Source organism: Marivita hallyeonensis (assembly GCF_900129875.1).
In the GTDB taxonomy this organism is placed as follows: Bacteria; Pseudomonadota; Alphaproteobacteria; order Rhodobacterales; family Rhodobacteraceae; genus Marivita; species Marivita hallyeonensis.
In genome coordinates this window covers 453,584-476,481 of sequence record NZ_FQXC01000002.1, presented here as the reverse complement: position 1 = coordinate 476,481, position 22,898 = coordinate 453,584, and the positions used below count along the sequence as shown (strand labels likewise).

Below are 22,898 nucleotides of genomic sequence, written 5' to 3'. Positions count from 1 at the left end.
CAAGCTGTATCCTTGTTTGCACAATACGGTTGAGGCACGTTGGATTATGACTGCCGGTGCCGAAAGGGGACCTTCATGCCTGTCAAGAACAGCCTGGCCGACATGGCCGACGAGATCACCGAATGGCGCCGTCATCTGCACGCGCATCCCGAGCTCATGTTCGACGTGCAGGAAACTGCCGGGTTCGTGGCGGAGAAGCTCAAGAGCTTCGGCGTGGATGATATCGCCACCGGCATTGGCCGGACAGGTGTGGTCGGCGTCATCAAGGGAAAATCGACCGCCTCTGGTCGTGTTGTCGGGTTCCGGGCCGACATGGATGCGCTGCCAATCCATGAGGCGACAGGGCTGGACTATGCCAGCACGCATCCGGGCAAGATGCATGCCTGCGGCCATGATGGGCATACCGCCATGCTTCTTGGTGCGGCGAAGTATCTGTGCGAGACGCGCAACTTCGATGGCACGGTTGTTCTCATCTTTCAGCCCGCCGAAGAGGGGGGCGGTGGTGGTCGGGAGATGGTCGAGGACGGCCTGATGGAACGCTGGGGCATCCAGGAGGTGTACGGACTTCACAACTCACCCGGCATCCCTGTCGGCCAGTTTGCCATTCGACCGGGGGCCTTGCTGGCTTCGGCGGACGAGTTCGAGATCCATGTCACGGGACGCGGCGGGCATGCCGCGGCACCGCACGAGGCGGTAGACACGACCCTTGTCGCGGCTCAGATCGTTGTATCTTTGCAGTCCATTGTCTCTCGAAATATCAATCCCTTGCGGCGTGTCGTTGTGACAGTGGGCACGTTCAAGACGGACAGCAACGCATCGAATGTCATCGCGCATAAGGTGCGGATGTGCGGCACGGTGCGGACGCTGGAGGCGGAGTGCCGAGACTTTGCAAGGGAGCGGATCACGCGGTTGGCGGAGGATACCGCGTCTGCCTTCGGCGCAACGGCCGAGGTGACGTGGCAAGAGGGCTACCCCGTGACCGTCAACCACGCCGCCGAGACCCGCCATGCTGCTGATGCCGCTCGGGCGGTTGCGGGCGACGTGGATGATGACGTCGATCCGATCATGCCCGCGGAGGACTTCTCCTACATGCTTGAAGCCCGCCCGGGGGCGTATATCTTCCTTGGCAATGGGGACACGCCGATGTGCCATCACCCCGAATACAATTTCTCGGACGAGGCCATCCCTGCCGGAAGCAGCTGGTTCGCGGAACTCGCTGAGCGGCGGATGCCGGCGACGTCCGACTAGACAGGAAGGACAGTACAGATGCCGGTTAAGAACCGATTTGCCGAATTGCAGGATGAGATCACCGCGTGGCGCCGGGATATGCATGAAAACCCCGAGATCCTTTTCGAGACGCATCGCACCAGTGCGCTTGTGGCCGAGAAGCTTCGGGCCTTTGGATGTGACGAGGTCGCGACTGGGATCGGGCGCACCGGCGTCGTGGGTGTCATCAAGGGCAAGACGGACAGCAAGGGCAAGGTCATCGGGTTGCGCGCCGACATGGATGCGCTTCCGATTCATGAGCAGACGGGGCTCGACTACGCGTCCAAGACGCCCGGCGCGATGCACGCGTGTGGGCATGACGGGCATACTGCGATGTTGCTGGGTGCCGCGAAATACCTGAGCGAGACGCGGAATTTCGATGGCACTGTCGTCGTGATCTTCCAGCCTGCCGAAGAAGGCGGCGGCGGCGGCAAGGAAATGTGCGACGATGGCATGATGGAACGGTTCGGCATCCAGGAGGTCTACGGGATGCACAACTGGCCCGGCCGTCCAGTCGGCAGTTTCGCCATTCGCCCCGGCGCCTTTTTCGCGGCGACTGATCAGTTCGACATCACGTTCGAAGGCAAGGGCGGACACGCGGCGAAACCGCATGAGACCGTCGACACGACAGTGATGGCTGCGCAGGCGATCCTGGCGCTTCAGACCATCGCCAGCCGCAATGCCGATCCGATCGATCAGGTCGTGGTGTCTGCGACATCTTTCGAGACATCGTCAAAGGCGTTCAACGTCATCCCTCAGCGGGTTCAGATCAAAGGCACGGTACGCACCATGTCGAAGGACATGCGCGATCTGGCGGAGCGCCGGATCAAGGATATCTGTGCGGGCGTTGCGGCCACATACGGCGGTACGGCAGAGGTGACTTATCACCGCGGTTATCCCGTGATGGTCAATCACGAAGAGCAGACGGAATTTGCCGCGAAAGTGGCGGCCTCGGTGTCGGGCGGCTGTGATGAAGCGCCTCTGGTGATGGGCGGCGAGGATTTCGCCTTCATGCTGGAAGAGCGTCCCGGGGCCTACATCCTCGTCGGTAATGGTAATACTGCGATGGTGCACCACCCGGAGTACAACTTTAACGACGAAGCAATCCCCGCTGGCTGTTCGTGGTGGGCGGAAATCGTCGAGCAGCGCATGCCTGCTGCGTGAGCCGTGCCCCTATGGTGATTTGATAGGCTGACCTTTAGGGGTCAGCCTTTCGCGCTTCAATACCCGCGCTTCTTCGAGGCGTCCGCCATGGCGCCTTTCACCATCTTCCCGAAGGATTTCTGGCGTGCGCGGGTGTCGGCAACGGATTCGGAATTGTAGGCATCTTCTCGTTTCAGCTTTTGCCAACGGTGAAATCGATCCGTGTCCAGTTGGCCAGAAGCGAGCGCAGCTTTGACGGCGCATCCGGGCTCAGACGCATGGGCGCAGTCGGAGAACTTGCACTGGGCGGCAAGCTCTTCGATATCGTCGAAGAGCTCGTCGATGCCCTCGCTGGTGCCGGAGAGCTGAAGTTCGCGCATTCCCGGTGTGTCGATGAGCCAGCCGCCAAACCGCGTCCGACGCAAGGCGCGGTAGGTTGTGGTGTGGCGGCCCTTGGCATCATCTTCGCGGACGGTCTGCGTTGACGCCTCCTCTCCGGTCAACGCGTTGCGCAAGGTGGTTTTGCCAACGCCGGAGGAGCCAAGCAGCGCGAGGGTCTGGCCTTCACCGCACCACGGTTTCAATCGCGCCACGTCGTCCCGGTCTTTTGCGTTCAGCGCGATGGCTGTCAGCAGGGGGGACAGACGTTCGGCCTGACGTCGAAAGTCTTCGGCGTCGTCGGTCAGGTCGGCCTTCGTGAGGACGACAAGAGGCAAGGCTCCTGAAGCGAGGATCAGAGCGACGTACCGTTCGAGCCGCGCGATGTTGAAGTCGTCGTTGCAGCTTGTGACGACCGCGACCGTGTCGACATTCGCTGCGATCCTTTGATCGGAGGCGACGTGGCCAGCGGCCTTGCGAGACAGGTCGGTGACTGGCTCAAGGCGGCGAAAGGCCGTGGCACCGTCGGTGAGCACCCAATCGCCGACGGCGTAATGGCCGGTTGGTTCGGCCGGGGTCAGACGCAAGTCTGCGTCCTGGGTCAGGGCAACAAGTTGGCTGCGATGCACTTCAGATATGCGGGCCGGAAAGAGCGCGGTGTCGGCATCGGTGAGTTGCCGCGCGAAATGATCCGACCAGCCTAGGTCGGCAAGAGAGGCATGTGTCACGTAAGGTATCCTAATTCTGAAAAAGGGCAGCGGCCAGAACACGACCGCATCAAATGGCCGGGTGTCCCGATCAGGCGGGCACCCCAAGGGCGAGCACACTCTCCATACGACCCTCCTGCGCATCAGAATTCGTGCGGCAACGGTATCTGGCGAATGCGCATACGGCAAGTGGCGTCTGGTCAATCGAAACGCGCGTTGCTAAGCGGGCACCATGTCACACGCCGCGCCAGCCACCGTTGCCTGCATCAAATGGGGTACCCTTTTTGGGCCGGAATACGTGAACCGGCTCTATTCCGGTGTGCGGCGCAACCTGTCCCGGCCGGTGCGGTTTCTGTGCATGACCGAAACTGCGGAAGGTTTGCACCCGGATATCGAGATCCTCGATCTTCCAGTTGAGCCTTTTGCCGAACCGATGGCCGAAGCGCTGAAAGTGGCGAACAGGCAGGGGGCGATGCGCAAGGTTTCGCTGTTCAAGCCAAGGTTGATTGCCGATCTGGAGGGACCGGTTTTGGGATTCGACCTTGATGTGGTGATCACCGGCGCGTTGGATCCGTTGCTTGATCTCGCGCCGGGACACATCGTCATGCGCCACGACTGGACAGAGGCCCGGAAAGGGCGGCCGACTGGGCATGGGTCTGTATTCCGGTACGATCCGGCGGTTCATGGATTTCTTTACGACGACATCGCGGCGCGCCCGTATGAAGAGGTCGAAACCGCGCGGGGATCGGAGCAGCGTTATACGTCGCACAAAGCGATGGAGAACAGTGTTTTCACCTATATTCCAGAGGATTGGGTGGTAAGCTTCAAGTATGACTGCAATCCGTTTCCCAGCAATTTCCTACATGCGGCAAGGTTACCTGAGTCTGCGAAAGTGGTGTGCTTTCATGGACGGCCCAAGATGCCGGAGGCGATTGACGGATATAGGGGGTCTCTGATCAGATTTGCGCGACCGACGCCTTGGTTGCAGGAACACTGGGTTGACCGTACGCGGGCGGATCTGGGCGACGCTTGGGGTTGAATGGCAAAACCCAATGGTCGCGCTTCACCAGAATTTAATAGAGACGGCCCAGATTTTTCTGCGAAAAATCTGAAAAAGGCGGATCGTTCGCTCCGCTGGAACAGTACGCGGTCTTGCTCCTTTCGACGCGAACGCGGTATGAGCGGGCAAGAGGCATTGAGGGAAGGGCAACGCCATGCGCAGAGTGGTTGTGACAGGCTTGGGATTGGTGACGCCGCTGGCGGACGGTGTGGAGGCCAGCTGGAGCCGTCTTTTGGACGGGCAGTCCGGTGCCAGTACCATCTCGAAGTTCGATGCGAGCCATCTGGCCACGACCTATGCCTGTGAAGTTCCCTACGGAGACGGGTCTGACGACACGTTCAACCCTGACGCCTATCTCGAAAAGAAAGAGCAGCGCAAAGTCGACGAATTCATCCAGTTCGGGCTGGCTGCCGCGCAGCAGGCGGTCAAGGATTCCGGTTGGATGCCGGAAGACGAAGAAAGCCGTCTGCGGACTGGGGTCATGATAGGATCGGGCATCGGCGGACTCAACTCGATCGCCGATACGGCTTTGTTGATCCGGGACAAGGGTCCGCGCCGAGTGTCGCCTTTCTTTATTCCCGGTGCCCTGATCAATCTGATCTCGGGCAATGTGTCGATCAAATACGGGTTCAAGGGACCGAACCACGCAGTTGTCACGGCCTGTTCCACCGGGGCGCATGCCATTGGAGATGCAGCGCGGCTGATCATGTTTGGCGACGCGGATGTGATGGTGGCGGGCGGCGCCGAAGCTGCGATTTCGGAAATCGGGATCGCGGGTTTCAACGCGTGCAAGGCTTTGTCGACGAAGCGCGGCGATGACCCTAAAGCGGCAAGCCGCCCCTATGATGCGGACCGGGACGGCTTCGTGATGGGCGAAGGGGCTGGGGTGGTCATTCTGGAGGAATACGAACACGCCAAGGCGCGCGGTGCCAAGATGTACGCCGAGGTCTGTGGATACGGTTTGTCTGGAGACGCCTACCACATCACCGCGCCGTCCGAGGACGGAGAGGGCGGTGAGAGGTCCATGCGGTCTGCGTTGAAGCATGCCGGGATTTCGCCAGCGGATATTGACTATATCAACGCCCACGGCACCTCGACCATGGCGGATGTGATCGAGCTTGCCGCGGTTGAGCGCATGATGGGCGATGCGGCGGGCAAGGTCACCATGTCGTCGACCAAGTCCGCAACCGGCCATTTGCTGGGCGCGGCGGGCGCGATCGAGGCGACCTTTTCGATCCTTGCGATCCGCGATCAGGTTGCGCCGCCGACGATCAATCTGGACACGCCTGCGGTGGAGACAAAGGTGGACCTTGCGCCAAATGCAAAGCGGGAACGCGAGATCACGTATGCGTTGTCGAACTCCTTTGGCTTTGGTGGCACGAATGCCAGTGTCGTTTTCGGACGGGTGGACCGCTAGATCATGTGGCGACACATTGCGTCTAACGCGCTGACCTTTCTGGTCGTTCTCGTCTTTCTGTTCGGCGGCGCCCTGATTTGGGCCCAGAACGAATATGTCTCGGAGGGACCGCTCGATCAGCCGATTTGTGTGCAGGTCGATCGTGGATCGAATTTCCGCCGTGTGTCCGAGCAATTGGCCGAAGATGGTGCGGTATCGAGCGCGGCGCTGCTGCGCATCGGTGCGGATTACGCTGGCAAGACGAGCGAGTTGAAGGCGGGGTCGTTCCTCGTGCCGGAAGGCGCATCGATGTCGGAGATCGTGGATATCGTCACCCGCGGCGGTGCGAGCACGTGCGGCACGGAGGTGGTTTATCGCGTCAGCATCGCGCGGGCGACGGTGCAGGTGCGCGAGTTGGACCCGGCGACAGGGCGCTTTGTTGAGATTGCCGAATTCAACCCGGCGGAAGACGCGGTGCCGGCCGCGTATACCGAGGTCAAGGCCGAGCCCGACACGCGGTATCGCGTTGCCTTGGCCGAAGGGGTCACCAGTTGGCAGATCGTGCAAGAATTGGGCCAGATCGATATTCTCGAAGGCGAAGTTGCCGACATTCCGGCTGAAGGGTCACTGGCACCGGACAGCTATGAAATCACGCCGGGCGAGACACGGGCTGATTTGATCGCGCGCATGCAGTCCGCGCAGGATCGGATTTTGGCAGAGGCGTGGGCGAACCGTCAGGATGATCTGCCCTATGAGAGCCCGGAAGAAGCACTGATCATGGCGTCGATCATCGAGAAGGAAACCGGAACGCCGGATGAGCGGTTTCTTGTGTCGAGCGTGTTTGTGAATCGTTTGCGCCAAGGCATGCGGCTGCAGACAGACCCGACGGTGATCTATGGGATCACGCGTGGCGAAGGTGTGCTCGGACGTGGCATTCGCCAGAGCGAGTTGCGGGCAGAAACGCCGTGGAACACCTACGTGATCCCCGGACTTCCACCAACGCCGATTGCCAATCCCGGTCGGGCGGCCATCGAGGCAGCCCTGAATCCGGACACGACGCCGTATATCTTCTTTGTCGCCAAGACCCTTGATCCGTCGGATGGGCATAATTTCGCGGTGACGCTGGAAGAGCATAACCAAAATGTGGCCGCGTATCGTGCGCTTGAGGCGCAGCGGGACAATTGACGCGGCCCTGCGCTGATCGCGTGATGCCATCATGGTGTTGATGGATCTGCTTCTGATCGGTGCGCTGGTGTTCCTGATTGCCGGATCGGTCAAAGGCCTGGTCGGGATCGGATTGCCGACGGCGGCCATCAGCATGCTGACGATCTTCATCGACCCGCGCACGGCGATTGCCATGGGGCTTGTCCCGATCGTGGTGTCGAACGCGTGGCAGGTTTGGTCGATGGGCGACGTTCGTGGTGCGTTTCAGCGATATTGGGTGTTCGCCGCAGCGCTGGGGGTCAGCGTCTTCGTGACGGTATCCTTATCCGCCGAGGTGTCGGATCGGGTGATCTTTCTGGCGCTGGGACTGTCGATTGTCGCTTTTGCGGCTCTGAATCTGCGGTTCACGATGCCGGCGATCCCGGATCGGTATGACCGGGCGGCACAACTGTGCCTGGGGACGCTAGGGGGCATTCTGGGTGGATTGTCGGGTGTTTGGGTGGCACCCGTTATCATGTATATGAGCGCGCGGCAGGTGCAGAAGGACGAGTTTGTTCGGGCGACTGGGCTGCTGCTGTTCATTGGCGGCGTGCCGTTCTTCGCAGCCTATGTGCTGGAGGGACTGCTGACGCCGTCGCTTGCTGCCGTGTCGCTGGCGCTGGTCCTGCCGACACTCTTAGGATTTGCACTGGGCGCGCGGCTGCGGAACCGCATGTCGAACGAGAAATTCCGCAAGGTGCTGCTTTACGTTTTCCTTCTATTGGGACTGAACCTGTTGCGGCGCGGGCTGTTTTGAGCGGCGTGCGTTGTGGTTAAGCAAACCTGAATCACTTCAATTTGTGGTCTGTCCCTCTGTTTTGTGGCGGTCGCGCGCAATGTTTGCGTTCGGGTTAAGGCGTCGTGCGCGGTATTAGGCCGGCGTTATCGCCGCTGCCGGTATCCCGTCATGGCCTGCTAGGCATCAACAGGTTGCGGATGCGTCCGTGGGCTGCCGGTGCGTCGATGGACGGAGATCCATTCAGCACAGGAGGCAGAGATTGGGATGGTACTGATCACTGCAGACGAAGAGGGCGACGCGCTCGACCAAGAGCGCGCTGCCATTGCGCAGGAGCTGCGGACCATCCGTGAGATGGTCATGCGACTGCGCGAGACGGTGGAGGCCGGTGAATTTGGAACGGGGGTCGAGGCAGGGAAGATCCTGTCCGATCTGCGGGCCTGGCTGAAACACGCCAAGGAAACGGAGGTGCACATTGCTCGCCATCGCAGAGAAACTGCAAAAATCAGCGGAAGCTACGGACTCGACCTTGATGCAGCAAGGGACGTTATCGGGTGCCGCCTGGATCGCCTCCGCAGATGCTGCCGTGAGGGAGACGTTTCTGAGTGAACTTGAACAGATCCCCGGGGCGCTTTTGGCGCTGCCGTATCTGTTCGAGTTCTGGGCCCATGCGCACCAGCTGCCCCCCGAGGGTGACTGGCGTAATTGGGTGGTCCTTGGTGGGCGCGGCGCGGGGAAAACCCGCGCCGGTGCCGAATGGGTGCGGTCACAGGTCGAGGGCGCGCGCCCGATGGATGAGGGGCGCTGCAAGCGGATCGCTTTGGTGGGAGAGACCATCGAGCAGGTCCGCGAAGTGATGATTTTCGGAGATAGCGGCATCATGGCCTGTTCGCCGCCGGATCGGCAACCCGAGTGGTTGGCGATGCGGAAGATGCTGCGCTGGCCGAACGGTGCCTTGGCGGTCGTGTGTTCCGCGCATGATCCGGAATCGTTGCGGGGCCCGCAGTTTGACGGGGCATGGGTGGATGAATTGGCCAAGTGGAGGCGCGCGCAAGAGGCGTGGGATATGCTGCAATTCACGTTGCGGTTGGGGGACGATCCCAAGGTCTGCGTGACGACAACACCGCGCAATGTGGGTGTTCTGAAGACTTTGCTGGCGTCTTCGTCAACGGTGGTGACGCGCGCGCCGACCGAGGCGAACGAAGCCTATCTGGCGTCGTCGTTTCTGGAGGAGGTGCGCGCGCGGTTTGCCGGGTCGCGGCTCGCACGGCAAGAACTGGATGGCGATCTGCTTGACGAGGTGGACGGGGCGCTTTGGCCTCTGGACGTTCTGGAGGCGGCACGCTGCGAGGCGTTACCGGAGTTCGATCGAGTAGTGGTGGCGGTTGACCCGCCGGCAGGATCATCGAAACGGTCGGATGCGTGCGGGATTGTTGTCGCCGGTGTGGTGACTGATGGACCGCCGCAGGACTGGCGGGCGGTTGTGTTGGAGGACGCGTCGGTTCAGGGCGTGTCGCCGTTGATCTGGGCGCGGCGGGCAATTACGGCGATGGAACGCTGGGGCGCGCAGGCTCTGGTCGCAGAGGTCAACCAAGGTGGTGACATGGTGGAAACCGTGTTGCGGCAGGTGGATCCGATGGTGCCTGTTGTCCGGGTGCATGCATCGAAATCGAAAGGGGCACGGGCGGAGCCTGTTGCGGCCCTTTACGAGCAAGGTCGCGTGTCGCATCACGGCGTATTCGACAGGCTTGAAGACGAAATGAGCCAGATGACGCGCGCGGGGTTTCAGGGGACGGGGTCTCCGGACCGTGTGGATGCGCTTGTCTGGGCGTTGACGGATCTGGTGATTTCGCGGGCGGCGGAGTGGCGTCGGCCGCGTGTGCGCACGCTGGTGCGGTGACCGTTCGGTATAGTTTCCAGCCGTTAACTTTTGATTGGTAGGTTGGTTTCATCAACGAAGCGCACTGTGGTGCGAAAGAAAAACGACGAAAAATCAGGTGTTTGGGAGCGGGCCTTGCGTTTTGGCGGGCTACGGACGGGACGCTTGTGTCTGGGTGGGCCAGAGACCTTTGGGGGCTTGGGTCTTTGGTGAGGCGCCGGTTGGGGTGGGTCGAGAGCGCACCCCGACCGCGCCGGAAACGGAACGACATGCGAGGAGCAGGACGGAATGGTTTGGAATGTCTTTCGGCGGGAACGCAAGGACGGGGTCGCGGTTGAGGCCAAGGCCAGCGCCACCGGACCGGTTGTGTCGTGGCAGAACATGGGACGCGTTGCCTGGTCCGCGCGGGATACATCGTCGTTGACCCGGACGGGGTTCACCGGAAACCCGGTGGGATTTCGGGCGGTGAAACTTATCGCTGAGGCGTCGGCGGCGGTGCCACTGGTCCTGCAAGACGCGCAGCAGCGGTATGAGATGCATCCGGTTCTGGACCTCTTGCGGCGGCCGAATCCGGCGCAGGGGCAGGCGGAGTTGTTCGAGGCCTTTTATGGCCAGCTCCTGTTGTCTGGGGACGGATATTTCGAGGCTGTTGGTGTTGAGGGTGTGCCGACCGAGTTGCATGTGTTGCGGTCGGATCGGATGAAACTGGTTCCCGGCTCCGATGGCTGGCCTGTGGCTTATGAGTACGGCGTTGGCGGGAAGTCGCACCGCTTTGACATGACTGGGGACACCGCACCGATCTGTCATGTGAAAGCGTTTCATCCTCAGGACGATCACTACGGGCTGAGCCCGATGGTCGCTGCAGCGCAGGCCCTGGATGTGCACAACGCGGCATCGCGATGGTCGAAAGGGCTTCTGGACAACGCGGCCCGGCCATCGGGGGCGATTGTCTATCACGGGACGGACGGCGTGTCGGGGATGGGGACGGATCAGTACGACCGGTTGGTCGACGAGATCGAGAGCCATCATATGGGCGCGCGGAATGCGGGGCGTCCGATGCTGTTGGAAGGTGGTTTGGACTGGAAACCGATGGGGTTCTCACCGTCCGACATGGAATTTCAGAAGACCAAGGAAGCGGCGGCGCGTGAGATTGCGGTGGCGTTTGGAGTGCCGCCCATGTTGCTCGGGATCCCTGGTGAGGCGACCTATGCCAATTACGCCGAAGCGCATCGGGCGTTCTACCGGTTGACGGTGTTGCCCTTGGTGGCGCGGGTATCGGCGGCGGTGTCAGCCTGGCTTTCAGGACATGTGGGCGAAGCGCTGGTCTTGAAACCGGACCTTGACCAGGTGCCTGCGCTTGCCACGGAGCGCGATGCGCAGTGGGCGCGAATTGCGGGCGCGGATTTCCTCTCGGCTGCGGAGAAGCGGTCGTTGCTTGGATTGCCGGTGGCTTTCGATGAGTGAGCAACGGGTTGGTTTTGAGGCCTTCGATTGCGCGCCTGCGCTGAAGCTCGATGCGCATGAGCGGGTGACGCAGCTGCGTTTCGAAGGGATTTCAGCGCGGCTCGATCGGATCGAACAGATGATTGAGCGGCTGGAGAAACGGGTTTGGCTGGCCGTTTACGGCGTCGCGGCGGCAGTGTTGGCAGAGGTGTTCCTGAAGTTTGTGCAGGTGGCACCGTGACTGGGAGTTTGGGGATGGAACTGGAACGGAAGTATTGCACATTTGACGCGGCGGTGACGGTCACGGACGGGTGCGTGATCGAAGGTTATGCGTCACGTTTCGGGCAGTGTGATCAGGGAAATGATGTCGTTTCTGCAGGAGCTTACGCGGCGTCTTTGAAGCAAATGGCGTGCGGTGGGCGTGCAGTCAAGATGCTTTGGCAGCATGATCCGGCGCAGCCCATCGGGGTTTGGGACGAAGTGCGCGAGGACGAGACGGGCCTTTATGTGAAGGGCCGTATTCTGGACAGCGTGGAGAAGGGCCGAGAGGCGGCGGCGCTGGTTGCGGCGGGGGCGATTGACGGATTGTCGATCGGCTATCGGACCAAGGCCGCGACAAAGGACAAACAGGGCCGACGGGTTCTGACGGAACTGGAGCTTTGGGAGGTGTCGTTGGTGACGTTCCCGATGCTGCCCAGTGCGCGGGTGGCGGCCAAGGGGGAGACCCCGGAGGCGGCCGGTCTGCGAGAGGTGGCGCGCATGATCGAGACGGCGCGCCGGACATTGGTGGACGGCTAGGGCCGACCTTTAGACCAAGGGAAAATCGGGATGAGTGAGACCGGGACAGAGTCGCGGATCGGGGAAGATGTGTCTCCGTTCACCCAAGTGGGCACCGCGCTGGCGGGTTTGGTGCAGGACGTCAAGCGCCAGCGGGACGACTTCAATCGAAAGCTACAGGAACAGGAAGAGCGGATGACGATGCTTGATCGAAAAACAGCAGTAACGGGCCGACCGGCCTTGGCGGGCGGCGTTGCCCAGACGGATGTGCATTACGAGGCGTTTGATGCCTATCTGCGCACCGGCGATGATGATGGCCTGCGCGGGCTGGAGTTGGATGTGAAATCCATGTCTACGGTGGTGAATGGCGACGGTGGGTATCTTGTAGATCCGGTCACGTCCGAGACCATACAAGGCGTTTTGTCGTCCAGCGCGTCTTTGCGCGCGGTTGCATCGGTCGTGAATGTCGAGGCTCCGAGCTATGACGTGCTGATCGATCAGGTCGATGCGGGTGCTGGTTGGGCCGACGAAGTGGGAGCACGCTCTGAGACCGGGACGCCGACAATCGACCGCATTTCGATCAAGCTGCACGAGCTGAGTGCGATGCCGAAAGCGTCTCAGCGTCTTTTGGACGACACGGCCTTTGACATCGAGACCTGGCTCGCGGGGCGGATTGCCGACACGTTCAGCCGTGCAGAGGCGGGTGCTTTCATCACAGGTGACGGTGCAGACAAACCGACGGGTATCCTGACCCATCCGGCGGTGGACAACGATGTCTGGGCCTGGGGCAACATCGGTTACGTGCCGACGGGTGTGGATGGCGACATCGGAAATGGAGATGCGTTGATCGAGCTGGTCTACGCGCTGGGGGCTGAGTACCGCGCGAATGCGACCTTTGTGATGAACTCGAAAACCGCGGGTGCACTGCGCAAGCTGAAGGACGCGGACGGTCGTCACCTGTGGTCGGACGGGTTCACTTCTGGAGAGCCTGCGCGGCTGCTGGGCTATCCGGTGCTGATTGCTGAGGACATGCCGGACATTGCCACCGGTGAGGATGCGATTGCATTCGGAGATTTCCGCGCGGGTTACACCATTGCGGAACGTCCGGACCTGCGCGTGCTGCGCGATCCGTTCAGTGCCAAACCGCACGTCCTCTTCTACGCGACCAAGCGTGTTGGCGGCGATGTCAGCGACTTTGCGGCGATCAAACTCCTGCGTTTTGCCACGGCTTGACGAGTGACGACGAACACGGGGCAGCGCGGTTAGCGGATCGCCTGTCTCGTGGGACGCGCGCCAATGGCCGGCGTTGTCTAGCCGCTCCCCTCCGTCCGAGCAACGGCGGTGGCGCGCGTCCGACTTGGGTCCCGGCGACGGACATGGGGACAGGTTTACGGAGAACATGAGATGTATTTGATTGAAGAAAGCCAGATACCTGATGCGGCTTTGCCGGTGGCGCGGTTGCGGGACCATTTGCGCCTTGGAAGCGGATTTGCCGAGGATAGCCTGCAGGATGATTTGTTGCTTGGTTTCCTGCGCGCGGCCATTGCGGCGGTCGAGGCGCGGACAGGCAAGGCACTGATCGCCCGGGACTTTTTATGCAGCTTGCAGCGCTGGCGTGATGTGACCGGGCAGGTGCTTCCGATTGCGCCCGTGCGGATGGTGACGCAGGTGCAACTGGTGGATCGGTTTGGCGTTGGAACGGTCGTGGCATCGGATCGGTATTCGCTGGTCGAGGATGCAAGCGCGCCTTGCCTACGCCCGGTTGGCACGGTCTTGCCGTCGGTGCCTGAATACGGAAGCGTCGAAGTGCGGTTCGAGGCGGGCATGGCGCTGGCCTTCGGGGACTTGCCCGCAGATCTCGCGCAGGCAGTGATGCTGCTGGCCGCGCATTATTACGAATACCGCGATGAGACGGCGCTAGGCCAGGGCTGCATGCCTTTCGGTGTGACAAGCCTGATCGCGCGTTACCGTCCCGTCCGGCTGGGGTTTGGCGCATGAGCCACCGTTTGACATCAAGGCTGGTGCTTGAGCGGCTGATATCGGTGCCGGATGGCGCGGGTGGTCAGCACGAGAGCTGGGAGGCGCTGGGTTCGATATGGGGGGAAGTGACGCCCCGGACCGGGCGGGAAGGCGTCGGCGAGACGGGACAGGTCTCGGTGACGGGCTTTCGGATCATCGTTCGCGCTGCGCCATCTGGGCATTCTGAACGGCCATTGCCGCAGCAGCGGTTTCGGTCTGGCGAACGGGTGTTTCGTATTAATTCGGTTACGGAATCGGACCCGGCGGCGCGGTTCCTCATCTGTATCTGTGACGAGGAGTTGGCGACATGACCTATGCGGTTGCGGCCGCTTTGCAGGCCGGGGTTTTCGAGACATTACGGGACGATGCGGAGGTTAGCAGTCTTGTCGGTGACAAGATCTATGACGCGGTGCCCAAGGGCCAGTTGCCAGAGCTTTACGTCGCTTTGGGTCCGGAGAAAGCGCTCGATGCGAGTGACAAGACGGGGCGCGGGGCATGGCACGAGTTTGCGGTCTCTGTGATCTCGGACGATGCGGGATTTCAGGGTGCGAAAGAGGTGTCGGCGGCGGTGTGTGACGCGCTGATTGACGCGGAGATCGCTTTGGCGCGGGGGCGTCTGGTGGCGCTGAACTTCAAGCGGGCACAAGCGCAACGGGAAAAGGCCGGGCGGCGGCGGATCGATCTGATCTTCCGCGCGCGGGTTGAAGACGACGCCTGAACGCGTCGCAGTTTTCAGGACAAGGAGTGTGAGCGATGGGTGCTCAGAACGGGAAAGACCTTTTGATCAAGGTCGATGTGGATGGAAATGGAACGTTTGAAACGCTGGCGGGTCTGCGTGCGACGCGTGTAAGCTTCAATGCCGAAACGGTCGATGTGACCTCTTTGGAGAGTGACGGCGGCTGGCGCGAGTTGCTCGCCGGAGCCGGCGTGCGCAGCGTCGGAATTTCAGGTGCGGGCGTGTTCAAGGATTCGATCACCGATGCGCGGGCGCGGCAGATCTTCTTTGACAGCAAGACGCCAGCGTTTCAGGTAATCGTTCCCGATTTCGGTGTGATGGAAGCGCCGTTCCAGGTGACCGGTTTGGAATATGCCGGGTCACATAACGGGGAAGCCACGTATGAATTGTCGCTGGCGTCGGCTGGCGCAGTGGCCTTCACGGCGGCGGCGTAAAGATGGCGAACCCCTGGCGCGGAGAAGTGAGCTTGGTGATCGACGGGGAGCCGCGGGTTCTGCGGCTGACGCTGGGGGCCTTGGCAGAGCTGGAGGCCGGGCTGGGCGAGGCGTCTTTGGTTGATCTGGTGGCACGGTTCGAAGGCTCAGGATGTTCGAGCCGGGATGTGCTTGCTCTGATCGTGGCGGGGCTTCGCGGCGGTGGGTGGACCGGGACGGCACAGGATTTGCTTGCCTCGGACATCGAGGGTGGACCCGTGGTTGCCGCGCGGGTGGCGGCGGAGTTGCTGACGCGGGCATTCACGCCCATCGGTGAAGGGTGAACCGGTTTCACTGGTCCTCGCTCATGCACGCCGGGATGCGTGGATTGGGCCTCAAGCCGGATGAGTTCTGGGGGCTGACGCCTGCCGAGTTGCAATTGCTTTTGGGTCGTAGGGACGGAGTTACACCGATGAGGCGGGACGGGTTGGATGCATTGATGGCGACGTATCCGGACAGCGTGAAAGGGAGGGATGATGATCGAGATTGAAGCACTGGACGGGTTTGAGGCGCAGGTGGATGCACTGAGCGACGCTCTGGTCGGAGCGACGAGCATAGCCGGTGGATTTCAGGCGGAGATGGCGAAGGTCAGGGAGTCGCTGTCGGAAACCGGGAAAGGTGCGGCCAAGCTGGAAGGCGCATTGAACCGAGGTTTGAGCCGCGCGATCGATGGCATCGTATTTGACGGGATGAAGCTTTCTGACGCGCTGGGAGGGATTGCGAAATCGATGATTGGCGCGTCCTACAAGGCGGCTGTGAACCCGGTGAAAGAGCATCTGAGTGGGATGGTGATGCAGGGGATAGGGAACCTGCTGCCCTTCGCGCAGGGTGGGAGTTTTGCGCAGGGGCGTGTGATGCCGTTCGCGGATGGCGGTGTGGTGAGTGGACCGACCACCTTCCCGATGCGGGGCGGCATGGGCCTGATGGGTGAGGCCGGGCCAGAGGCGATCATGCCATTGGCGCGCGGGCCGGACGGAAAGCTGGGTGTGCGCGCGGGCGGCGGTGGGCGTCCGGTGAACGTGGTGATGAACATCTCGACACCGGACGTGCAAGGTTTTCGTCGCTCGCAAAGCCAGATCGCGGCGCATATGGGCCGCGTGTTGGGTTCGGGTCAACGGAACCTTTGAGGAGGGCGAATGATGCAGTTTCACGAGGTAAGGTTTCCGGTGGCGCTGAGCTTTGGATCGATTGGTGGCCCGGAGCGGCGAACAGATGTGGTGACGCTCGCAAGCGGGTTCGAGGAGCGCAACACGCCTTGGGCGCATTCACGCAGGCGCTATGACGCCGGGATCGGTTTGCGATCGATGGACGATATCGACGCGCTTATCGCGTTTTTTGAAGCGCGGCGTGGTCAGATGTACGGATTCCGCTGGAAAGACTGGTCTGACTTCAAGTCCGGCAAACCGTCTACAGCTGTGTCCGCGACGGACCAAGTTTTGGGAACGGGCGACGGTGTGCGGACAGAGTTCGCATTGCTGAAGGCCTATGCCTCGGGCGAGGCGCGCTATGACCGACCCATCGCCAAGCCCGTCGAGGGCAGCGTTCGACTGGCCGTGGACGGTGTCGAGCAAACCCTTGGAACTGATTTTGGTGTCGACTTTGCGACGGGCATGGTCACCCTTTCTGGCGCTGCACCCGCAGGGGTATCGGTGACGGCGGGGTACGAATTCGATGTGCCGGTCCGGTTTGATACTGACCGTATCCAAACAAGCGCCGCTACGTTTCAGGCGGGCGAAGTTCCGGATGTCCCCGTGATCGAGGTGCGTGTCTGATGCCGGGGGCGGAAGCGTTGTATGCGCATTTGGCACAGGGGGTCACCACCGTCGCGCGGTGTTGGGAGGTGCGGCGTAGTGATGGTCAAAGGCTGGGCTTTACGGATCACGATCTCGATCTGACGTTCGACGACTTGGTCTTTCGGGCTGAGACAGGGATGAGTGCGGCCGCGCTGCAGCAGGGTACGGGACTGGCGGTCGACAATTCTGAAGCCGTTGGTGCCTTGAGCGACGCAAGTGTCACCGAGACGGATATTGCTGCGGGGCGGTTCGATGGTGCGGAGGTAATCGCGTGGCTGGTCAACTGGGCTGATGTGAGCGCGCGAAAGGTACTCTTCCGCGGCTCTTTGGGCGAGATCACACGGACCGGGAATGCCTATTCTGCGGAGCTACGCGGTTTGACGGAGTGGTTGAATCGTCCCGTGGGGCGCGTGTTTCAACATCCGTGTTCTGCGGTTCTTGGAGACAGCGCATGTGGCGTTGACTTGAGCGATCCAGCATTGCGGGCCGAGGCGACTGTGGTGGAAAACACGGACCGTGGCGGGGTTGTTCTGTTGGTGACAGATGCCTTCGATGCTGGATGGTTCCAGCGCGGACGGCTGAACGTCCTTGATGGGGATGCCGAAGGTCTTTGGGCGTCGCTGAAAAGAGACGTGCTTTTCGAGGACGGGACACGGCAAGTCGATTTCTGGGAGCCGTTTCGGGCTCAGTTGGCAATTGGGACCCGGGTTGAATTGGTTACGGGGTGCGACAAGCGGTTCGAGACCTGTCGCACCAAGTTCGACAATCTCCTGAATTACCAGGGCTTCCCGGACATTCCTCAGGAAGAGTGGATCATGGTGCATCCTACGATGACGTCCAAGCGAGACGGCGGGAGCCTGAGATGACTCCGACGGATATCGTCACAGAAGCGCGGCTGTGGATCGGGACGCCCTACATGCATCAGGCGAGTGCATGCGGGTTGGGGACGGATTGCCTTGGGCTGCTGCGCGGTCTTTGGCGAGTGTTCTTGAACCGTGAGCCAGAGCTCGTTCCCAGCTATTCGGAGGATTGGGCCGAACCGCAGGGCAAAGAGGTGCTGATCGAAGCGTGTCAAAGACACATGGATCGCAGACCAGTCTACGAGGACGGCTTGGGAGACGTGCTTGTCTTTCGTATGCGGCAGGGATCGGTGGCCAAGCATCTGGGTATTCAATCGGGTGAAGGCACAGGTGCCCGTTTCATTCATGCGTATTCCCGTCACGGTGTTGTGGAGACGTCGTTCAGTGCGCCATGGCAGCGCCGATGTGTTGCCCGTTTCGCATTTCCTACAAGTCAGACAAGAGGTGCGTGATGGCGACACTGGTATTATCCGCCGCTGGTGCGGCATTGGGCAATTCAATTGGCGGCTCGGTTCTGGGCCTGTCAATGAGCGCGGTGGGGCGTTTTGCCGGCGCGACGCTTGGTCGGGCCATAGATCAGCGCATCTTGGGTTCCGGTGGTCGGACGATCGAGACCGGGCGGCTTGACCGTCTGCGTCTGAGCGGCGCAGGTGAAGGACAGCCGATCCCACAGGTCTACGGTCGGATGCGGGTGGGTGGCCACGTCATCTGGGCGACCCAGTTCAAGGAACATGTGTCCAAGTCAGGTGGCGGCGGGAAGGGCGCATCGCGGCAGCCAACGATCAAGGAATACAGCTATTCCGTCAGCCTTGCCGTGGCGCTGTGCGAAGGTGAGATTACCAGTGTGAACCGCGTTTGGGCGGACGGGGCAGAGATCTCGATCTACAACCTGGACATGCGGATGTATCCGGGTACAGCAGACCAGTTGCCCGATCCCAAGATGGAAGCAGTCGAAGGGGCCGGTGCAGTTCCCGCGTATCGCGGTACCGCATATGTCGTGATAGAAGATTTGGACCTTGCGCCATTTGGCAATCGTGTTCCCCAGTTCAGCTTCGAGGTGACGCGACCGGAGCAATCCGACCCGAGCGATGTGCCATTCAATCTTCGGGCAGTTGCGATGATACCCGGGACGGGAGAGTACGCCATTGCAACTGAGCAAGTTGCCTTGGACGCCGGAGGTGGCGCATCGCATGTCGTGAACGTAAACAGCCCGTCGGACCGTCCTGATTTCATCACCTCACTCAAACACCTTCAGGACGAAGTGCCTGACTGTGAAGCGACATCTTTGGTCGTGAGCTGGTTCGGGTCCGACCTTCGGTGCGGTGAATGCCTGATCAGGCCGAAAGTCGAGCAGATCGGTTTGGACAGCGCAGAGATGCCTTGGCAGGTGAACGGTTTGCGACGGGCGGACGCCGAGATCGTTCCGGTGGAGGACGGACGCCCGGTCTACGGTGGCACGCCCTGCGATGTCTCAGTCGTTCAGTCGATACAGGAGTTAAGGGCAACTGGGCTTCAGGTTTTGTATTATCCCTTCATCCTGATGGATCAAATGCCGGGGAACGCGCTTGCTGACCCTTGGACGGGTGAGGCGGATCAACCGAAACTGCCGTGGCGCGGGCGGATCACGGCGAATGTTGCGCCCGGCCAGCCCGGTAATCTTACGGGGACCGTAGCGATCGACCAGCAAGTCGCTTCGTTCTTTGGTTCGGCTGCAGTGGAGGATTTCGATACTGTCGATGGCGTGATCGTCTATTCCGGACCTCAGGAGTGGCGCTACCGGCGGTTCATCCTTCACCAAGCGCATTTGTGCGCCTTGGCTGGTGGGGTCGAGGCATTCTGTATCGGGTCGGAAATGCGTGGGCTCACCCAGCTTCGGGGAGCTTCGGAATTTCCGGCCGTGTCGGCGCTAAAGCAGTTGGCCGCGGACTGCCGGGTCATATTAGGGCCGAATGTGAAGATCAGCTATGCAGCTGATTGGTCGGAGTATTTCGGGTACCATCCACAGGATGGGTCCGGGGATGTGTATTTTCACCTCGACCCGCTTTGGGCGGACCCCAACATCGATTTTGTAGGGATCGACAACTACATGCGCTTGTCGGATTGGCGGGATGGCGATGCGCATGCGGACGCTCATTGGGAGTCGATCTACAACCTTGACTATCTGACGGCAAATGTCGCTGGCGGTGAAGGGTACGATTGGCATTATCCGTCACAAGACGCACGGGATGCTCAGGATCGGTGGCCGATTTCTGACGGAGCACACGATGAGCCTTGGGTCTATCGGTACAAGGATATTCGTAACTGGTGGTCGCAGCCTCACCACAATCGGGTGGGCGGTGTGCGGTCCCTTGCGTCGACGGAGTGGGTGCCGGAAGCAAAGCCCATCTGGTTCACGGAGATCGGTTGCGCGGCGGTCGATAAGGCGACGAACCAGCCCAACAAGTTCATCGATCCAAAAAGCTCGGAAAGCACTTTGCCGCATTATTCCAATGGTTTGCGGGATGAACTTATTCAGCACCAGTATTTGCGAGCGGTGACCGACTTCTGGACGGACCCGGACAACAATCCGGTCTCGACGGTGTACGGTGCGCCGATGATCGATATGGGGCGAGCTTTTGTGTGGGCCTGGGATGCACGTCCTTACCCGTGGTTTCCGAATGTAGACGAGATGTGGTCTGACGGGCCCAATTATCGCCGGGGCCATTGGTTGAACGGGCGTGTGTCGGGGCGGACTTTGGCCTCTGTCGTGTCCGAGATCTGCGACAGGGCCGGGTTGCAGGAATACGACGTCTCTCGGCTGTATGGATTTGTGCGCGGATACCTTGCGCCTGATGTGGCCGACGCGCGGCGCGCGTTGCAACCGTTGATGATGGCCTACGGGTTTGATGCGATTGAGCGGGATGGCGTGCTTGTGTTTCGAAATCGCAAAGGCATGCGCGCCGTGCCTCTCGAGAAACACCAATTGGCGCTGCACGATGAGCTTGGGTTCGAGATCGTCGAGAACCGCAGTTCCGAAGCCGAGATGTCAGGACGGGTGCGGCTGAACTTTGTCGAAGCGGATGGCGATTACAGAAACATCGCCGAGGAATCTGTCTTGCCGGATGAAACGACACATGCGGTCGCTGAAAGCGAGGTTCCGATCCTGTTGACGCGCCCCGAGGGCCGGCAGTCAGTCGAGCGCTGGTTGAGCGAAGCACGTGTGTCGCGTGATATGCTCCGCTTTGCTCTTCCGCTTTCGCAGCAGGCTTTGGGGCCGGGTGACGTTGTCAGCCTGCCTTCGGGCGAGGATGGGCTCCTTGCACGCATTGATCGTGTGGAACAGACGACGCATCAGCTTGTTGACGCGGTTCGGATCGAACCTGAGGTCTATCACCCTGCCGATTTCCCGGAGGATCCGACGCCCACGCGGCGCTTTGTATCGCATGGGCCGGTTCTGCCACTGTTCCTTGATCTTCCGCTCATTCGTGGTGATGAAATACCCCATGCGCCGCATCTCGCTGTCTCTGCTGCGCCGTGGCCAGGAAATGTGGCTGTCTACGATGCGGCCGACGACTCAGGCTATGCTTTGAATGGAATCGTGACAGCCCAATCGACCCTTGGTGTCACGATGACTCCAGTCACGAAAGCGCCGTCGGGAGTGGCCGATTTGGCTAACGCAATCGACGTGAAACTCACTTCAGGCCAAGTGGCGTCGGTATCGGATGCGGGATTGCTCGCAGGTGGCAACCTCGCGGTGATTGGGTCGGGAGATCCGGATCAGTGGGAAGTGCTGCAGTTTCGTGATGCAGAATTGATTGGCGAAAACACGTGGCGGCTGTCGCATCTCTTGCATGGGCAATTCGGGACGGACGCTGTCTTGCCAAACACGCTGCCAATCGGATCATATTTTGTATTGCTGGACGGGATGCCGCAACAAATCGACTATCCCTCTGCGCTGCGCCGGCAAACCCGGCATTTCAGGATTGGACCTGCGAGCAGAACGTATGATCACGCCTCGTATCGCCATGTTCAGAAGGCGTTTGAAGGCAACGGGTTGCGCCCGTACAGTCCGGTGCATCTCAAAGCGGAGCACGCCGGAAGTGACATCACGCTGACTTGGGTGCGTCGTACCCGATTGGACGGTGACGACTGGGCTTTGGCTGACGTCCCGCTGGGCGAGGACGTGGAGGCGTATCGTGTGGAGGTTATCGCGGGCAAGACATCGTTGCGGATCGCTGAGGTTGCCGAAACGTCTTGGACCTACACCGCGGCGATGCAGGCCGAAGATGGCTTTTCCGGAATGGTGTCGGTCCGCGTTGCGCAGGTATCATCGCGGTTTGGACCCGGACCGTCGGCTCTGATCAGTTTCTCAGTGTGAAACCTGTCCTTTACAATGATGTCCTGGCGACCGTGGCCTTTCTGGTGACGGTTCCAGCAGAGCATCGAGAATGTGAGCTCAAAAAGTTGATCCGGAATGCGGATGCAGCCTGCCACTACGTGCGACTTTCCGGAAGAGCGCATCATACCTACGGCGATGGCACTCTCATGGCGACAGCTCTTCGGCAGGACGTGCGCGGACCGGTTGATTTTGAGACGGAAGACTGCCTTTCGACATGGTTGCTTGTACTCGACGCATTGCGGCACAGATGCCGTCAGCCTGACGCACAATCGATGCAGCGTGTTACGGTCGGATCGAAGTCCAAGCGTTTCGGTGCAATTGCTTCGCCGCAATCTTCGCAGTAGCCGAAGTCATCTTCGTCTAGGCGCTGCAATGCCCTGACAAGACCTTGACGATACGCGTTGCGGCGGGCCTGCGTCGCCTTTGCCATCGACTGGCTGAGCAACGCGTCCTGCCGCGACAGTCGGCCCACGGCCTGCTGATCCAACGATACGACGGCCTGACCTTTTTGCCCGAGGTCATCCTCTGCATCCAGCGCATCCAGTCGTTCTAGTATCTTGGTCCGAAACGCATTTTTGCGCGTTTCATCCATTTCATTGATCCCTGCCATCACAGCTTTGCGTTGTTTCGTGAGCACTCTATCTGCTATAT

General features: G+C 60.8%; 26 protein-coding genes. 24 read left to right on the top strand and 2 right to left on the bottom strand.

Annotation, left to right across the window (positions count from 1 at the left end; genetic code table 11):
• The first annotated feature begins 75 nt into the window (after positions 1-75).
• Together BUA42_RS08050 and BUA42_RS08045 are read left to right on the top strand one after the other, a co-directional pair.
• Entirely contained in the window at positions 76-1,248 is a 1,173-nt protein-coding gene (locus BUA42_RS08050) for a M20 aminoacylase family protein (RefSeq protein ID WP_072777178.1), read from the top strand.
• Between the two features lie 18 nt (positions 1,249-1,266).
• Entirely contained in the window at positions 1,267-2,430 is a 1,164-nt protein-coding gene (locus BUA42_RS08045) for a M20 aminoacylase family protein (protein WP_072777177.1), read from the top strand.
• A 56-nt stretch (positions 2,431-2,486) separates the two neighbouring features.
• On the opposite strand, the gene rsgA is transcribed toward BUA42_RS08045, so the two are convergent.
• Positions 2,487-3,515: a ribosome small subunit-dependent GTPase A gene (gene rsgA / locus BUA42_RS08040; RefSeq protein WP_072777176.1), complete on the bottom strand. Its 1,029-nt coding sequence runs from the start codon at positions 3,513-3,515 to the stop codon at positions 2,487-2,489.
• A gap of 211 nt (positions 3,516-3,726) precedes the next feature.
• Between rsgA and BUA42_RS08035 the strand changes: the two genes are divergently transcribed.
• The 22 genes from BUA42_RS08035 to BUA42_RS21535 all read left to right on the top strand — a co-directional run bounded on the left by BUA42_RS08035 (position 3,727) and on the right by BUA42_RS21535 (position 22,591).
• Positions 3,727-4,533, top strand: coding sequence for a glycosyl transferase (locus BUA42_RS08035; RefSeq protein WP_072777175.1), 807 nt, complete (start codon positions 3,727-3,729; stop codon positions 4,531-4,533).
• Positions 4,534-4,708: 175 nt separating this feature from the next.
• Positions 4,709-5,971, top strand: coding sequence for a beta-ketoacyl-ACP synthase II (gene fabF, locus BUA42_RS08030; RefSeq protein WP_072777174.1), 1,263 nt, complete (start codon positions 4,709-4,711; stop codon positions 5,969-5,971).
• A 3-nt stretch (positions 5,972-5,974) separates the two neighbouring features.
• Complete coding sequence (gene mltG / locus BUA42_RS08025) at positions 5,975-7,135, top strand: endolytic transglycosylase MltG (protein WP_072777173.1); 1,161 nt, start codon at positions 5,975-5,977, stop codon at positions 7,133-7,135.
• 31 nt (positions 7,136-7,166) lie between these two features.
• Positions 7,167-7,910 (top strand): sulfite exporter TauE/SafE family protein, encoded by a 744-nt coding sequence (locus tag BUA42_RS08020; RefSeq protein WP_072777172.1) that lies wholly within the window; start codon positions 7,167-7,169, stop codon positions 7,908-7,910.
• A 246-nt stretch (positions 7,911-8,156) separates the two neighbouring features.
• The gene (locus tag BUA42_RS21150) at positions 8,157-8,498 is read left to right on the top strand and encodes a hypothetical protein (RefSeq protein ID WP_072777171.1); all 342 of its coding nucleotides are present in this window, start codon (positions 8,157-8,159) and stop codon (positions 8,496-8,498) included.
• On the top strand, positions 8,422-9,789 hold the full coding sequence (locus BUA42_RS08010) for a DNA-packaging protein (protein WP_084066160.1): 1,368 nt from the start codon (positions 8,422-8,424) through the stop codon (positions 9,787-9,789). Before BUA42_RS21150 ends, BUA42_RS08010 begins: the two co-directional genes overlap by 77 nt.
• Positions 9,790-10,056: 267 nt before the next feature.
• On the top strand, positions 10,057-11,232 hold the full coding sequence (locus tag BUA42_RS08005; RefSeq protein WP_072777170.1) for a phage portal protein: 1,176 nt from the start codon (positions 10,057-10,059) through the stop codon (positions 11,230-11,232).
• Positions 11,225-11,452, top strand: coding sequence for a GTA head formation protein, RCAP_rcc01685 family (locus BUA42_RS08000; protein WP_072777169.1), 228 nt, complete (start codon positions 11,225-11,227; stop codon positions 11,450-11,452). The genes BUA42_RS08005 and BUA42_RS08000 overlap by 8 nt, the downstream gene beginning before the upstream one ends.
• A 14-nt stretch (positions 11,453-11,466) precedes the next feature.
• Positions 11,467-12,009, top strand: coding sequence for an HK97 family phage prohead protease (locus BUA42_RS07995; protein ID WP_178346877.1), 543 nt, complete (start codon positions 11,467-11,469; stop codon positions 12,007-12,009).
• A gap of 30 nt (positions 12,010-12,039) precedes the next feature.
• A complete protein-coding gene (locus BUA42_RS07990) occupies positions 12,040-13,221 on the top strand; it encodes a phage major capsid protein (RefSeq protein WP_072777168.1) in 1,182 nt (393 codons plus the stop codon).
• Between the two features lie 171 nt (positions 13,222-13,392).
• Positions 13,393-13,986 carry a head-tail connector protein gene (locus BUA42_RS07985; RefSeq protein WP_072777167.1) on the top strand — a complete coding sequence of 198 codons (594 nt, stop codon included), beginning with the start codon at positions 13,393-13,395 and terminating at the stop codon, positions 13,984-13,986.
• Complete coding sequence (locus BUA42_RS07980; protein ID WP_072777166.1) at positions 13,983-14,318, top strand: head-tail adaptor protein; 336 nt, start codon at positions 13,983-13,985, stop codon at positions 14,316-14,318. Before BUA42_RS07985 ends, BUA42_RS07980 begins: the two co-directional genes overlap by 4 nt.
• Positions 14,315-14,725, top strand: coding sequence for a DUF3168 domain-containing protein (locus BUA42_RS07975; RefSeq protein WP_072777165.1), 411 nt, complete (start codon positions 14,315-14,317; stop codon positions 14,723-14,725). Before BUA42_RS07980 ends, BUA42_RS07975 begins: the two co-directional genes overlap by 4 nt.
• A 35-nt stretch (positions 14,726-14,760) precedes the next feature.
• A complete protein-coding gene (locus BUA42_RS07970) occupies positions 14,761-15,177 on the top strand; it encodes a phage major tail protein, TP901-1 family (RefSeq protein ID WP_072777164.1) in 417 nt (138 codons plus the stop codon).
• A gap of 2 nt (positions 15,178-15,179) precedes the next feature.
• Positions 15,180-15,500 (top strand): gene transfer agent family protein, encoded by a 321-nt coding sequence (locus tag BUA42_RS07965; protein WP_072777163.1) that lies wholly within the window; start codon positions 15,180-15,182, stop codon positions 15,498-15,500.
• The gene (locus tag BUA42_RS07960; RefSeq protein ID WP_072777162.1) at positions 15,497-15,706 is read left to right on the top strand and encodes a rcc01693 family protein; all 210 of its coding nucleotides are present in this window, start codon (positions 15,497-15,499) and stop codon (positions 15,704-15,706) included. The genes BUA42_RS07965 and BUA42_RS07960 overlap by 4 nt, the downstream gene beginning before the upstream one ends.
• The gene (locus tag BUA42_RS07955) at positions 15,693-16,343 is read left to right on the top strand and encodes a phage tail tape measure protein (protein ID WP_072777482.1); all 651 of its coding nucleotides are present in this window, start codon (positions 15,693-15,695) and stop codon (positions 16,341-16,343) included. Before BUA42_RS07960 ends, BUA42_RS07955 begins: the two co-directional genes overlap by 14 nt.
• Before the next feature lie 12 nt (positions 16,344-16,355).
• Entirely contained in the window at positions 16,356-16,988 is a 633-nt protein-coding gene (locus BUA42_RS07950; RefSeq protein ID WP_072777481.1) for a DUF2460 domain-containing protein, read from the top strand.
• Positions 16,988-17,875 carry a DUF2163 domain-containing protein gene (locus BUA42_RS07945; protein ID WP_072777161.1) on the top strand — a complete coding sequence of 296 codons (888 nt, stop codon included), beginning with the start codon at positions 16,988-16,990 and terminating at the stop codon, positions 17,873-17,875. Before BUA42_RS07950 ends, BUA42_RS07945 begins: the two co-directional genes overlap by 1 nt.
• A complete protein-coding gene (locus BUA42_RS07940) occupies positions 17,872-18,321 on the top strand; it encodes a C40 family peptidase (protein ID WP_072777160.1) in 450 nt (149 codons plus the stop codon). The genes BUA42_RS07945 and BUA42_RS07940 overlap by 4 nt, the downstream gene beginning before the upstream one ends.
• A complete protein-coding gene (locus BUA42_RS07935) occupies positions 18,321-22,226 on the top strand; it encodes a baseplate multidomain protein megatron (protein WP_072777159.1) in 3,906 nt (1,301 codons plus the stop codon). Before BUA42_RS07940 ends, BUA42_RS07935 begins: the two co-directional genes overlap by 1 nt.
• Positions 22,223-22,591, top strand: coding sequence for a DUF7742 family protein (locus BUA42_RS21535; RefSeq protein ID WP_483869260.1), 369 nt, complete (start codon positions 22,223-22,225; stop codon positions 22,589-22,591). Before BUA42_RS07935 ends, BUA42_RS21535 begins: the two co-directional genes overlap by 4 nt.
• Here the strand turns inward: BUA42_RS21535 and BUA42_RS07930 are convergent.
• Positions 22,501-22,884 (bottom strand): TraR/DksA family transcriptional regulator, encoded by a 384-nt coding sequence (locus BUA42_RS07930; RefSeq protein ID WP_245818971.1) that lies wholly within the window; start codon positions 22,882-22,884, stop codon positions 22,501-22,503. The two genes, BUA42_RS21535 and BUA42_RS07930, sit on opposite strands and share 91 nt — an antisense overlap.
• Positions 22,885-22,898: the final 14 nt, after the last annotated feature.